The organism is Shewanella halifaxensis HAW-EB4, from assembly GCF_000019185.1.
GTDB classification, from domain to species: domain Bacteria; phylum Pseudomonadota; class Gammaproteobacteria; order Enterobacterales; family Shewanellaceae; genus Shewanella; species Shewanella halifaxensis.
Genome location: NC_010334.1, coordinates 324,372 through 338,183, shown reverse-complemented (window position 1 = coordinate 338,183; position 13,812 = coordinate 324,372). Strand labels below are relative to the sequence as shown.

Below are 13,812 nucleotides of genomic sequence, written 5' to 3'. Positions count from 1 at the left end.
ATTTAGGGTGGAGATAAGGCATTATGAGTTTTTTTATATCAAAAAAAATGCGACAAACTACAGTTTGTGCACTGAGTTTAGTGATGGCATCTACCCCGCTAATGGGGTTCAGCCAAACAACTGAAACAACTAACAGTAAACAGGCTCAAGCTCACCAGCATGAATCAAGTCAACATGAGTCTGAGTACTACTGCCCCATGCACCCTGAGGTGACCAGCCATGAGCCCGGTCGCTGTCCAGAATGTAAGATGTTCCTCGTGAAAGACGAAGCTAATAGTAGTACTTCTGAAGCAGCCGCTATAGTCGAAAACTACTACTGCCCCATGCACCCTGAAGTGACCAGTCATGAGCCCGGTCGCTGTCCAGAATGTAAGATGTTCCTCGTAAAAGAGGAAGAAGAGGAAACTCTCCCTGATGAGCATGTTGGTCATAACCACGCTGATAAACAACACAAGAACTCTCAACAGCAGACCAATAAAACTGCAGCTGATAAGATCTTAAGTAAGCCCAAGCCTACTCTTATACCTGCTGCACAGAGTAACGGTGACGGCAACATCAAGTATGTTTGCCCGATGCACCCTCATGTTGTCTCTGATGTACCTGGCACCTGTCCAATATGCGGCATGGATCTGGAAAAAGTCACTATCGGTGGTGTCGGCGAAGAGGTTGTCGTCGGTGTTTCTGGCGGAATGCAGCAAGCGCTCGGCATGCGCAGTGAAGAGGTTACACAAGGCACCCTATGGAAGCTGGTCAAAACTATCGGCACGGTAGAGTACAACGAGAATGCCATAGGTCACAGCCACACACGCGTTAACGGTTGGATAGAAACCTTAAAGGTGCATAACGTCGGCCAGCGAGTAAAGAAGGGGCAATTACTTTATGAGCTTTATTCACCAGAGCTCATCAATGCTCAAGACGATTACATGCAAGCGATGGACTACCTTAAGCAAGATAAAGATCGCGGCCAAGCGTTGCTTCGCAAGGCGCGTTTACGCCTTGAGTTATTAGGGGTTAGCTCTGACACGATTAAACAGTTGGAACGCACTGGAAAAACCATTTATCGCGTGCCATTTTATGCAGAGCAAGACGGTTTTATCAGTAAATTAACTGTGCGTCATGGCATGTATGTACAACCTGGCGATACCCTATTTGAGATTGTTGACTTAAGCAGTGTCTGGGTCATCGCCGATGTGTTTGAGAATGAGCAGAGCTGGCTAGAGCAAGGTCGCCCTGTGGAGGTGACTTCTGCCGCTCAAGGGCTTTTCGATATCGAGTCAAGCATTGACTATATCTATCCAGAACTGGATCCCGTATCGCGCGCAATGCGAGTCAGGATCAAGCTAGACAATCCCGATAAGCTTCTCAAGCCCGGCACCTTAGTCGATGTAAAACTGTTCGGAGGTCCGAAGCAGGAAGTGCTATCGATTCCAACTGAAGCGCTGATCCTCACTGGCCGCGAAAATCGTGTCGTAGTACAACGTGACGATAACCGCTTTGCTTCTGTTCCGGTCAAAGTGGGTATGATTGCCCAAGGTAAGGCTGAAATTATTGAAGGCCTTCAGGTCGGCGATAAAGTGATTGTCTCTGGTCAGTTCTTACTGGATTCAGAAGCCAGTATTCAAGGTAGCTTACAGCGCTTAAGTGGCAGTAACAGTGGCAGTAACAGCAATAGCAGCGCAGCTAGCGATCCACACGCAAACCATTAATCGGAGGCAGTCATGTTAGAAAGAATTATCAGCGCCTCGATTAAACAGCGGGCGATGGTGTTAGTACTTACTGCGGTGATTGCCTTAATCGGTTATCAAGCGATGCGCATAACACCACTGGATGCACTACCAGACTTGTCTGATGTGCAGGTTATCGTAAAAACATCTTACCCGGGGCAAGCGCCGCAGCTCGTTGAAGATCAGATCACCTACCCATTATCGACAGCTATGCTGGCGGTACCGGGCGCGAAAACGGTTCGCGGCTTCTCTATGTTTGGAGACTCCTATGTCTATATCATTTTTGAAGATGGTACCGACATCTATTGGGCGCGATCTCGAGTATTAGAGTATCTGTCACAGACTCAAGGACAGCTGCCCGATAACGTTACGCCAACTTTAGGGCCCGATGCTTCGGGTGTCGGCTGGGTGTTTCAATACGCCTTAGTCGACCGTAAAGGACAGCACGACTTAGCTCAGCTGCGCTCTTTACAAGACTGGTTTTTAAAACTAGAGCTACAGAGTGTGGCTGGCGTATCTGAAGTGGCCACCATTGGCGGCATGGAGCAGTCCTATCAGATCATCGTCGACCCACATAAATTAGCCCTATATCAAATTGATCTGATGACGGTAAAAAATGCCTTAGATAACTCCAATAGCTCTACTGGCGGCTCCGTTATCGAAATGGCTGAAGCCGAATACATGATCACCTCGTCAGGCTATCGCCAAACCTTGGCCGATTTTGAGGAGATCCCACTAGGAATAGTGTCTGAATCAGGTACCCCTGTACTGATGAAAGATGTGGCGCAGTTGCGTACGGGCCCTGCAGCCCGTCGCGGCATTGCCGAACTTAACGGTGAAGGCGAAGTCGTGGGTGGCATTGTTGTCATGCGTTATGGCGAAAACGCCCTCGCAACCATCAATAATGTTAAAGACAAGCTCAAAGAGGTTGAAAATGGCCTACCCGATGGGGTTGAGTTAGTGATCACTTACGATCGCTCTGAACTCATTCTCAACTCGGTAGATAACCTCACTCATAAAGTGCTGGAAGAGATGCTTGTGGTCGGGGTGATCTGCCTAATCTTCTTGCTGCATGCCCGCTCGACATTAGTTGCGATCATCTCACTGCCAATATCGATTCTAATCAGCTTTATCGTGATGAATATAATTGGGGTAAACGCTAATATCATGAGTCTAGGCGGTATTGCCATCGCCATTGGTGCCGTTGTGGATGCTGCCATTGTGATGGTCGAAAACACCCATAAACACCTAGAGCACTACCGAGAACAGCATGATGGCGCCACACCTACGGGTGAAGCGCATTGGGAGTTGGTGCGCAAGGCCTCGGTAGAGGTTGGGCCAGCGCTGTTTTTCAGCTTGCTGATTATCACTCTAAGCTTCGTACCCGTGTTTGCCTTAGAAGCGCAAGAGGGGCGCCTGTTCCATCCACTAGCCTATACCAAAACCTTTGCCATGGCGGCGAGTGCGATATTGGCGATCACCTTAATTCCAGTATTAATGGGCTATTTCGTTCGCGGTAAGATCCCCGATGAGCGTAAAAACCCGATTAGCCGGTTTTTAATTGCGATATACGAACCCACACTTCGTCTAGTATTACGCTTTCCAAAAACAACCATTTTGCTAGCGATGCTCACCTTAGCAAGCGCCGTATATCCGATGACAAACATTGGTAGCGAGTTTATGCCTGAGCTTGAAGAGGGTGATCTGCTCTATATGCCAACGACACTCCCAAGTGTCAGTGCTGGTAAAGCGGCGGAAATCTTGCAGCAAACCGACAGACTGATAAAAACCATCCCAGAAGTTAAACGGGTATTTGGTAAGGTCGGTCGCGCTATGACCGCAACGGATCCAGCGCCATTAACCATGTTAGAGACCACTATCATGCTTAACCCGAGAGATACTTGGCGTGAAGGCATGACACTGGAAGGCATTATCGCCGAACTGCAAAAAACCGTAAAAGTGCCGGGGATGACCAATGCTTGGGTGCAGCCGATCAAGACCCGTATCGATATGCTTTCAACGGGTGTCAGAACCCCTGTAGGCATCAAAATATCTGGGGCTGATATCGAGGAGCTACAACGCATTGGTACCGAGATAGAAGCGGTTGTCAGTAAGTTACCCGGAACGACATCAGCATTTGCCCAACGAACCAGTGGTGGCCGCTATATAGATATTGAGCCCAACCTAAAAAATGCCGCCCGTTACGGAATGACGCTCAAAGACATTCAAGACGTGGTGCAGATGGCGATTGGCGGCATGCAGGTAGGAAAATCGATTCAAGGCCAAGAGCGCTATCCTATCAATATCCGCTACCCAAGGGAGTTACGCGATAGTATTGAAAAGCTCGAAGACCTGCCTGTACTCACTAAGACAGGAAAATACCTGCCTTTGGGTAATCTTGCTAGCATCACTATTAGTGACGGCGCACCAATGCTTGCCAGCGAAAATGGCCGCTTAATTAGCTGGGTATTTGTCGATCTGAAAGATATCTCTATCGGCGAGTACATCACTACCGCAAGAGCAGCACTAGATGAGCAGATCGCCTTGCCACCGCGTTACAGCTATAGCTTTGCAGGGCAATATGAGTATATGCAGCGCGTAGAAGCCAAGATGCAGCTGGTTGTACCGTTAATGCTAGCGGTCATTTTCATGTTATTGATGATGACATTTAGCTCATTTATTCAGGCTTCGGTGATCATGCTAAGCCTACCCTTCTCACTCGTGGGTAGCGCTTGGTTACTGTACTTTTTAAACTTCGACTTCTCCGTAGCGGTATCGGTGGGGATGATCGCGCTTGCCGGTGTTGCCGCCGAGTTTGGCGTAGTCATGCAAGTTTATTTGAACAACAGTATTAGGGACCGAAAGCTCGCAGGGCTATATAACAAGCGCAGCGACTTAAGCGAAGCGCTTATTCACGGCGCGGTTATGCGTATTCGTCCTAAAGCCATGACGGTAGCCACCATCTTCTTTGGCTTATTACCTATCATGTGGGGCAGTGGTACGGGTAATGAAGTGATGCAAAAGATTGCCGCGCCTATGGTCGGTGGCATGGTCACCGCACCGCTGCTGTCGCTGTTTGTGATCCCAGCGATCTACCTGCTGATCTATGGCAGATCCTTAAACAGGGAGTAGCTCTAGCGCGTCATAATGTCACAAATAGATAGGGTAGCAATATTGCTACCCTATTGCGCTTCTGGCGTTGCGTCTAATTTCCCATTCGTAGCTCTATAACCGAAAACAAACCACCATCGGGATCGTTTATCACCGCAAAGCGACCCACGTTGGGAATATCTGTTGGAGGCACACACACTGTGCCACCAAGTTGCTCCACTTGCACAGCTTTGTCATCGCAGCTCTCAACCGTAAAGTACAGCATCCAATGCGCCGGCATGTCGCCCCACTCTTCTGTCATCACCAACATACCACCGACATCCTGAGCACCGACTTGCCACTCGGTGTAGTCCATACCTTGCATATTTGTCGCTCTTGAGCCCCAGCTAAGCACATGCGGATAAAACTTTTTAGCCAGCTCAGGATCGCGACAAGCAAGCTCTACCCAGCACAAGGTGTTAGGCTCTGCCGCACGCTTAGCACCGATATGGTTTTTAGCTTGCCACAGAGCAAACCTTGCACCTTCGGGATCTTGAATGATTGCCATACGCCCAGCCTCACCCACATCATGCGGCCCAATAATCAAGGTTCCCCCCGCCCCTGCGACATCGACTAGGGTGGAGTCGAGATTTTCAACCGCAAAGTATACCGTCCATTGTGTCGTATCACCGTTAGCCACCATCTCTTCGGGCAACTGGTACATTGCACCTATATCATCACCATCGATAGCAAGCATGCTATAGGTGCCTTGTGGAACGGGCATATCGATAATTTCCCAGCCAAATAGAGCGCTATAAAACGACTTACAACTATTGATATCCAAACAGGCTAACTCGACCCAACAGGGCTGGCCTTGAAAATACTGGTCAACGTTCATTACTTCTATCCTTTTTAACTCAACCCTTTGAGTTAAGACCGATATAGCCAGCCTGTCCAACTATCAACGATGACCTAGCATTAATTTCATGGGGGAGGACAACAAAGCTCGGCTATTGATAATGAGCTATAATCTAGATCTAGCCGTTATCAAGGAGGATTGGGAGTGCCAGTATTAGAGCGAAGCCTACGTTATCTCTTTGCCCCAATTGTTCTTACGTTCATTGGTATCGCCGCGCTCCAGCAGCTAACGGCAACATGGCAGGAGTGGCTACCGAGTTTTCACGAACTCCCCTACTACTTGCTAGCGCTTTCTACACTGCTGGCTCTGCAATTTAACTGTGGCCGCATTAGCTACCTCTCGCTATTGTTGCTGCTTTATTACTATCTTAGGCAAGTCGCTCCGCTTGCTGCATTAGACCAGGATCAAGTCTTTCTTGCTGGTACCCTAATCATCACCTTTTTTGCTATCAGCAAGGATAGAAGTCCATTTTCTATCCATTTTTTTAAGGTATTACTTGGGATCTCCCTTTGCTTTGCGCTAGCCTTTGTCTGGAAGGCCAGTGCCTCTGGACTAGCATCATTTAACATTACTCAATTACCCAGTATGCTTAACTTGGTTGCCTCCCTGTATATTCCCGTCGGGATCTCATGCATAGTGATTAGCATCTATACTGTTTTGCACGCATCCGGAACTAACTCAACTATTGCGCTGACACAGTTTATCTGGCTATTTCATCACTACCTTCCCAAAGAAATGCCACTTGCCATCTTGCTATCGATGCTGGCAACTGCGTACTTATTCTCTATGCTTTTCGCGCTCTATGATCTCGCCTATAAAGATGAGTTAACCGGACTATCCTCCCGACGCGCCTTAAATACCATGGCGTTATCACTCAATAACCATTACAGCCTCGCCATGATTGATATCGATCATTTCAAAAAATTTAACGACACCTATGGCCACGATGTGGGTGATCAAGTACTGCGCTTAGTGGCAAAAAAACTCAGTAAAGTAAAAGGCGGTGGACAAGTCTTTCGCTACGGCGGTGAGGAATTTACCATTGTGTTTGAAAATAAAAATATTGAACGAGTGCTACCTCACCTAGAGGAATTAAGGCATAAAATCAGTCACTACGATATTGTACTACGCGAGCAGGGGCGAAAAAGTAGGAGTAAATTAGATAGGAACAGCAAGCATAAGGCGAACCAGGCGCTAAATATCACCATTTCAATTGGTGTCGCCGAACAGCATGGTGAGACCACATTTGAAAAAACATTAAAACGCGCTGATGAGGCGTTATACAAAGCTAAGAATAACGGTCGAAACTGTGTTTTTGCCTAAGCTAAAAACAAGCAAACTGAATAAGAGATTAGATTAAGATAACCCAAAGCTTTATAGGCTTGGGGTTATCTTAGTGAGACTAGATTAGATGGAGTAGAAGTAGTAGATTTGCGACTTCATTCTGATCACGATACCGCGGATCACATCTAAGAATGCTAAGAACTCAATCGGTTTGGTACCGGAGATCCAGGCAAGGCCAACCGAGCCCACAGGAATATCGTAATCACCCGTTTCAGTCAGTTTTAGCCTGACAAAATGGTGCTTATTATTGATATTCTGCCCAGTGGTTTGTCTAACATTATCATCTAAAGCCACCAAACGCCCTTGCGCCTCTCCCGTGGCTTCAACTATGCCTTCGACTTCGGCGCTAAATACCTTTCCAGGATAAACCGCGGAGGCAAATTCAGCGAGTTGACCCACTTTAACATTACGAATAGCCTGATGGTTTACCCGCATCAACACATACTTTTCATTGGTGTACATCTGCATACGTGGGGCGACGCCTATATACTGCCCCTCACGCATAATAAAATTAGTCACATAACCATCGGCAGGAGCATAGATCTTAGTGTTATCCAAGTTCCACTGCGCCTGAGCCACATTCTCATGCTCGCTATCCAGATCAGACTGACGGCTCTGCACTGCAAGATGTGATTTCTCAATATTAAGCAGCGCGGTATGCTCTGCCATCTGCGCTTTTTCAATTTGGGTTGAGTAGGTCTGTACCTGCGCCATAGCAAGGTCTACCGCTGTTTGTTGCTCATCGAGCTGACTCTTCGTTATCGTATCTGGTACCACACGATTCTGCTCGATATAACGCGCCAAGTTTTTTTGTTTCCACGCCAGATCTTTAGTGGCTGCATTGAGCTGATTCTTGGTAATACTCACATCGGCAATGGCCACCTCGTGTTGCTTTAATGCCAACTTTACATCTTCAGCCGCCAGAGAAAGCCCTACATTGGCACTTTCTTTTGCGACTAACGCTTTATTTAAAGCGATTTGATAAGGCTCAGCGTCTAGGTCATAAACTAGCTGACCCGCCTCTACTTTCTGATTCGGCTGAACGTAGATGTTGTCGACAGCCCCTCGAATCTGACTATTAGCAGGACGCAACTGAATGTGCGGTGATTGCACCAAAGAGCCGCCAGAGAGATCCATCGGGGTATAGTTGAGTAAACCCACCCAGACAAACATTAACCAACCTGTTCCACCTAAGTAAGCAAAAGCCTTACTGTAGGTGTTCCATGGCATACCGACTAAGCGCAGTAGATAAATAAACAGTGCCCATACCGCTAACCCCTCAAGCATTCGTTTGCTCCTCTTTGACTGTTACATCTGTTTGCTCTGTAGCGGGTTCATTTTCGCGCCACACATCTCTAATTCGGCGCAGGGCCTTTTCACCATCGACAAATGCAACTATTACCGCAATAACCCATACCCAGTGCCAAATAAAACCTATCCAAGTCAGCGCAGTAATCAAACCTATTTGGTGATGCTGTTCCTTGTGTGCTTTATTAATTGGCATGTCGTGAATTTTCCAAAATCCAAATGCAGCAGCCGCAACCGTAAGCACCATAACCACTGCAGCAACACTATGCAGCGCGGTATCAACTCCAGAATCAACAAATGGCATGCTGAACAAGCTCATAGATAAAAACCTCAAAAAAGTGTTTTGGCTGCGCAGTTTGCCTTTTATTTTCATCACCACAAGATGAAGTACACTTATGTATCAATTATCGATACTTTATGATTCAATTGAGTCACTATCGGTTGCGGATATTCACTATGTTGCTCAATACTGCCTTTATTCGATCTTGCTATATTTCACCGGTATTAGAGGGGGTTGAGGCTCATTATGGGGTAACGCCTGCAGATTTAGGCATCCCTGCCTTACTACTGCAAGATAGGATGACGTTGATCCCTTTCACTGAAGTGTCTAAGTGGTTTGAACAGATTGAGTTGCTAACTGGTGAAGCCGATTTCATGGTGAAAATTCAGCAGCACCTGACTTTACAAGGGTTAGAGGTTCCCGGGAATTGGTTTTTGCGAGCACCAGATTTAGCCATATCCTTTAGGCGTATCAACCATGGCGTGTGTTGTTTTCAGTCGGGGGCTTGTTACTATGCTCAGCAGTCGGGGAAGATTTTAAAGTGGTGTTACAGCAATCCATTCGTCAAGGATAAAGCACGAGCTCATGACTCTTTGCGGGTTGCTTTTACCCTGTTTAATGCCATCAAAAACTACGTTGGCGATAGCTATAGCCCGCGTAAAGTGCGTCTTAGCGGCCCACCGATCCAACAACAAGAAACAGAACAGCTCTTTGGCTGCCCTGTTTCTTGGAACGCCCCACAAACTGAGATCTGGTTAGGCATTGATCAACTACTGATGTCTACTGATGACTACTGCTATATGCCTGAGCCTGTTACAGCGTCAATTCCGCTATCTCAGCTTGAGAAGTATTTAAATATGCCTCAACCTACCGACACCCCAAAAGTGCTTTACGAAATGGTCAATTACTCACGTTATTACGGCTTGCCAAATGTAGATACCGTCGCAGCGCTGTTTAATATCTCTCGACAACAACTGCAAAGGCGACTGCAAAAGTTAGGCTTCACTTTTACCTATCTATCTGGCTATATTCTGTGTAATCAAGCGATAAGATATATGTTGGAAGGGATGGATATTGCAGAGATTGCCAGTCGACTAGGTTACGCTAATACCCACAGCTTTAGCCGCTCATTCGCCCGTTTTCGCCGCCAAACGCCGACTCAGTATTTAAGTCAACTCAAGCTAGAAAACAAAAAGCCTCTTTAAAGAGGCTTTTTTTGATTGACTCGCAGGTAACGTTTAACCGTATAGCGGCAACATACCTGCCATCGCCAACAGGTGACATGCTGCAGTAATAACGCCAAATAGGATCACGATAACAATCACCGCGTTGCCACCAGGCACTTTATAGCTAGCGCTATCTGGATACATAACCCTGACTTTATAGGCCATCATAGCAGGTACAATTGCTGCCCAAATGGTGGCAGCCAGAGCAGCAAAACCGATAGCGACGAGAAAGCCATCCGGAAACAAAAGACCCAACACTGTTGGAGGTAGAAAGGTCACCGCTGCGGTCTTAAATCGGCCAGAACGTGACTCATCAAAGCCAAATAGATCCGCCAGATAATCAAACAGACCTAAGGTGACCCCTAAGAAAGATGACGCTACGGCAAGGTTGGCAAACAGGGTTAGCATGGTCGTTAGCCAATCACTAGTCATCACGCCGGACAAGGCATTCACTAGCACGCCCATGTTACCGCCCTGCTCTATGATGCCAATGAAATCCGTTCTAGAGATATTTCCCATGGTTGCAACAAGCCAGCAGATATAGATAACCAGTGCGATACCAGTACCGATCACTATGGCTTTGATGATGGTGCGGTGATCTTTACCGTAATATTTAACTAGGCTGGGTACATTACCATGGTAGCCAAAACTCACTAGGCCAAAAGGCAGTGCAGCCAACATATAGGGCAGATACTTGTTCTCACCATCAGGGCTAAACAGCTTCACCGACTCGACATCGAGTAACAGATTACCCACGGCGAGGAAGAAGGTGATAAGCATGCCACCGAGCATGATGGTGGTGATCCTATCGACCGCCTTGGTGCTAATAAATACGATAAAGGCCAGACCAAGGGCGAAAATAAGACCGGCGATCCCCTGAGGTAATTCGATCCCCGCAGACGCTAAGTTATAGTTAACAATCGATCCACCGCCACTGATATAAGCATAGGCAAGAATGTAGAGTACAAATGCGATAGACAGGCCGTTTACTATCCGCCAAAAGTTACCTAAGGTGGTACGAGTCAGAGTATCGAAACTGTCGCCAGGCTTAAAATGTAGATTGGTTTCGAGCAGCAACAGGCCTGAAACCAACATGCAAAACCACACACCCGCCATCATCAATAGCGAGTAACCGAACCACATACCAGCACCAACGACAGGCAAAGAAAACATACCCGCGCCGACAGCCGTGCCCGCGATGATCATTGCTCCGCCCAGCAGAGACTTGCCGCTGGTCTCATGACCCGCGGCATTCATATGATTAGCCATTAAGCGATGTGCTCCGCGTGAACACTATCGACAATGGTCTGCTTCACTGATGAACGTAACAACAAGTTCGCTCTTTCTTTAATACGTTTGATATCGCTACACCCTTGATTATCAGTTAGGTAACCTAACTCTTTTAATTTGACACTCAGCGTAGCGTATAGCTTCTTGTCATAAAACTCTGGTGCTGTAATACCGTGAAGTGCGCCTAATCTTTGTGCCAGGCGGTGGCTGTCTTTCTCAAGCTCAGAGCGCTCCATATTTGGCTTAACTTCAAGTAAGTTAAACAAAATTGCATAACGCTGCATGGTTTCGCTGATAGTGCCTGACAAGAGTAACAACTGGTTGATACTGCTATCAACAACCTCAAAATGATCGCATTCAACAACTAGCCCTTGAGCCACTAAGATATCGAGGATCTGGTTTGCATACTGACTTGGATCTTCAATCCCCATAAATAGCTCAGCTTCAAGCAGTGGGTAGAAGTCATTTACAATACTAATAACGTCGTTACGGCCACAGTTCTCTTTACGCAGCAAACAGGCGGCGATTAAAGACGGTAGAACCATAAGGTGAATGATGTTGTTGCGATAATAAGTCATGGTGATCGCAATACTTTGATCGATTGAGATGATATCGCCTAGCGGATCACTTTCAATCTGCAGCTTTTTCAGCTCTAAACCTTGAGACACCAAGTCATGACCCGTTCCATCAGGCACAGAGGTATAGTCAGTATATGGTCGCTCTTTGAGCAAGGTTAAATACAGATCTAGCTGCTTCTCTAACTGAGAGCGCTCCAACGCATTTTGCTCAGAAGCCAGCAACACCATACTGGTTAACGTCACCGAGCTTACCGCCGCAGCATCGTTAATATTGGTCATCACTTGGTTTGCCAAGGTATTAACGACAGGTGTTAACCAAGTTGGTTTTTGATCGGGATCTTTAGCAATATCATCACGCCAGCTAGGCACTTGCTCATTCAAGAAATTATGCAAGGTAATTGGCTCGCCGAAGTTCACATAACCTTGACCAAAGTTACCTAACTTACGGATAGCACCAAAAATCTGCCAAACTGATTCTTTCTTTTTCTTCTTACCGCTGAGCTCTTTATGATAAGTTGCCACTTCCATTACATGGTCATAGCCTAAATACACAGGCACTAAGGTGACTGGACGCTCTACCCCACGCAGCACACTGTTTAATGTCATCGCAAGCATGCCCGTTTTAGGTGCAAGCAAGCGACCAGTACGTGAACGACCACCTTCAGTGAAATACTCTACCGAATAACCCTTAGTAAATAACTGATCGAGATATTCACGGAACACTGCGGTGTAAAGCTTATTACCACCGAAACTACGGCGAATGAAGAAGGCACCACCACGGCGGAACGCTGGGCCTGCAGGCCAGAAGTTAAGGTTAATACCTGCAGCAATATGCGGCGGAACCATACCTTGATAATAGAGAATATAAGACAGCAGTAAGTAGTCCATATGACTACGATGACACGGTACATAAACAATCTCATGACCATCGTGGTGCAACTGTCTAACCTGCTCAGCACCTTTAATATTGATGCCTTTATAAAGCTTATTCCAAAGCCACGTTAAGAAGCGCTCGGCAATACGCACTAAGCTATCTGAGTAGTCTGCAGCGACTTCATCTAGATACTCCATCGCCTTAGCACGCGCTTCGGATTCAGAGATCTTCTTGCTTGCCGCTTCCTCTTTAATCGCTTTGGTAATCGAATCTGATTTTAGCAGCGCATGAAATAAGGCCTGACGTTTAGGCAGCTGTGGCCCCGTCATCACTTTACGCTGACGTTCGAAATGAGCTCGTGCTACGCGAGCCAGTTTTTGCGCGATACGTTTGTCAGTACCATGTTCATCAGCCATATAACGTAGTGAGACTGCATTAGAAAACTGGACAAAGTTATGACGCCCTAAGAAAAGGATCATCAAGCACTTGCGTAGCCAAGTCGGATTTTGGCGCTCGAGTACCGCAGCGCGCATAGTATCGTCTTCTTTACCAGGCGTACGTCCCCAATAAAGACTAACAGGTACTAATTGAATATCTAATTCAAGATTTTGCTTATGTACGCTAAGCAGTCTCTTGAAATAATCTATGTATTGCTCTCCGCCTTCACGCTGGCCAAAAAGAGGCTTACTCCCCTCTAGACAAACCACTCTTGGCGCCCTAATACCATTGACCTCAAGCTCCTCGTAAGGGCTTGGTAAACCAAGTTTTTCCGTCATCTCACTAAGCGCAGCAATGTCACTGACAGATTCAGTTTTCATTACATACACGAGTGGCTTACTTGGATCTAAATTGAGATCGTCGAATGGATCGTGGGGCACCACGACAGTGTGAACTAATTTACGCTGCAGCCAACGTAAAGATTTGAACCAAAGAGAGTCTTGTTTGGACATGATTTATATGCAATGTTAGTCGCTTCTAATAAGGCGCTAGAATACCAGATATTGAAACAGTTTGCGCGATTCTCTTGTTACCGCACTCTATCCTGTTTGTATATTTATAGAACAAAGACTTAGAGTGAAGATATGCTAGAACTCATTAATAATACAGGATTAAATCTCGTTCATTCCCTCTTAATCTAAGCTCACATCTAGAGCTAAATAAAATCAAACTTAACTTATC

Annotated in this window: 9 protein-coding genes; 4 read left to right on the top strand and 5 right to left on the bottom strand. The window is 46.6% G+C overall.

Annotation, left to right across the window (positions count from 1 at the left end):
• Positions 1 to 23 precede the first annotated feature (23 nt).
• Together SHAL_RS01410 and SHAL_RS01405 are read left to right on the top strand one after the other, a co-directional pair.
• Positions 24 to 1,706 carry an efflux RND transporter periplasmic adaptor subunit gene (locus SHAL_RS01410; protein ID WP_012275410.1) on the top strand — a complete coding sequence of 561 codons (1,683 nt, stop codon included), beginning with the start codon at positions 24 to 26 and terminating at the stop codon, positions 1,704 to 1,706.
• 12 nt (positions 1,707 to 1,718) lie between these two features.
• Positions 1,719 to 4,856, top strand: a complete 3,138-nt coding sequence (locus tag SHAL_RS01405; RefSeq protein WP_012275409.1) for an efflux RND transporter permease subunit — start codon at positions 1,719 to 1,721, stop codon at positions 4,854 to 4,856.
• A 73-nt stretch (positions 4,857 to 4,929) separates the two neighbouring features.
• Here the strand turns inward: SHAL_RS01405 and SHAL_RS01400 are convergent, their stop codons facing one another.
• Entirely contained in the window at positions 4,930 to 5,712 is a 783-nt protein-coding gene (locus tag SHAL_RS01400; RefSeq protein ID WP_012275408.1) for a VOC family protein, read from the bottom strand.
• A 165-nt stretch (positions 5,713 to 5,877) separates the two neighbouring features.
• Between SHAL_RS01400 and SHAL_RS01395 the strand changes: the two genes are divergently transcribed.
• Positions 5,878 to 7,056 (top strand): GGDEF domain-containing protein, encoded by a 1,179-nt coding sequence (locus SHAL_RS01395; RefSeq protein WP_012275407.1) that lies wholly within the window; start codon positions 5,878 to 5,880, stop codon positions 7,054 to 7,056.
• An 84-nt stretch (positions 7,057 to 7,140) separates the two neighbouring features.
• Here the strand turns inward: SHAL_RS01395 and SHAL_RS01390 are convergent, their stop codons facing one another.
• Both SHAL_RS01390 and SHAL_RS01385 read right to left on the bottom strand, forming a co-directional pair.
• Positions 7,141 to 8,364 (bottom strand): HlyD family secretion protein, encoded by a 1,224-nt coding sequence (locus SHAL_RS01390; RefSeq protein WP_012275406.1) that lies wholly within the window; start codon positions 8,362 to 8,364, stop codon positions 7,141 to 7,143.
• A complete protein-coding gene (locus SHAL_RS01385; RefSeq protein ID WP_012275405.1) occupies positions 8,357 to 8,704 on the bottom strand; it encodes an MFS transporter in 348 nt (115 codons plus the stop codon). Before SHAL_RS01385 ends, SHAL_RS01390 begins: the two co-directional genes overlap by 8 nt.
• Before the next feature lie 137 nt (positions 8,705 to 8,841).
• Between SHAL_RS01385 and SHAL_RS01380 the strand changes: the two genes are divergently transcribed.
• Entirely contained in the window at positions 8,842 to 9,870 is a 1,029-nt protein-coding gene (locus SHAL_RS01380) for an AraC family transcriptional regulator (RefSeq protein WP_041415788.1), read from the top strand.
• Positions 9,871 to 9,903: 33 nt separating this feature from the next.
• Here SHAL_RS01380 and mtr read toward each other — a convergent pair whose 3' ends face one another.
• Both mtr and plsB read right to left on the bottom strand, forming a co-directional pair.
• Positions 9,904 to 11,160, bottom strand: a complete 1,257-nt coding sequence (gene mtr, locus SHAL_RS01375; protein WP_012275403.1) for a tryptophan permease — start codon at positions 11,158 to 11,160, stop codon at positions 9,904 to 9,906.
• On the bottom strand, positions 11,160 to 13,583 hold the full coding sequence (gene plsB, locus SHAL_RS01370) for a glycerol-3-phosphate 1-O-acyltransferase PlsB (RefSeq protein ID WP_012275402.1): 2,424 nt from the start codon (positions 13,581 to 13,583) through the stop codon (positions 11,160 to 11,162). The genes mtr and plsB overlap by 1 nt, the downstream gene beginning before the upstream one ends.
• Positions 13,584 to 13,812: the final 229 nt, after the last annotated feature.

Bases quoted from the DNA above. Each gene is read 5' to 3' on its own strand.
- SHAL_RS01410 (WP_012275410.1), top strand. From the start codon at position 24: ATGAGTTTTTTTATATCAAAAAAAATGCGACAAACTACAGTTTGTGCA.
- SHAL_RS01405 (WP_012275409.1), top strand. From the start codon at position 1,719: ATGTTAGAAAGAATTATCAGCGCCTCGATTAAACAGCGGGCGATGGTG.
- SHAL_RS01400 (WP_012275408.1), bottom strand. From the start codon at position 5,712: ATGAACGTTGACCAGTATTTTCAAGGCCAGCCCTGTTGGGTCGAGTTA.
- SHAL_RS01390 (WP_012275406.1), bottom strand. From the start codon at position 8,364: ATGCTTGAGGGGTTAGCGGTATGGGCACTGTTTATTTATCTACTGCGC.
- SHAL_RS01385 (WP_012275405.1), bottom strand. From the start codon at position 8,704: ATGAGCTTGTTCAGCATGCCATTTGTTGATTCTGGAGTTGATACCGCG.
- SHAL_RS01380 (WP_041415788.1), top strand. From the start codon at position 8,842: ATGTTGCTCAATACTGCCTTTATTCGATCTTGCTATATTTCACCGGTA.
- mtr (WP_012275403.1), bottom strand. From the start codon at position 11,160: ATGGCTAATCATATGAATGCCGCGGGTCATGAGACCAGCGGCAAGTCT.
- plsB (WP_012275402.1), bottom strand. From the start codon at position 13,583: ATGTCCAAACAAGACTCTCTTTGGTTCAAATCTTTACGTTGGCTGCAG.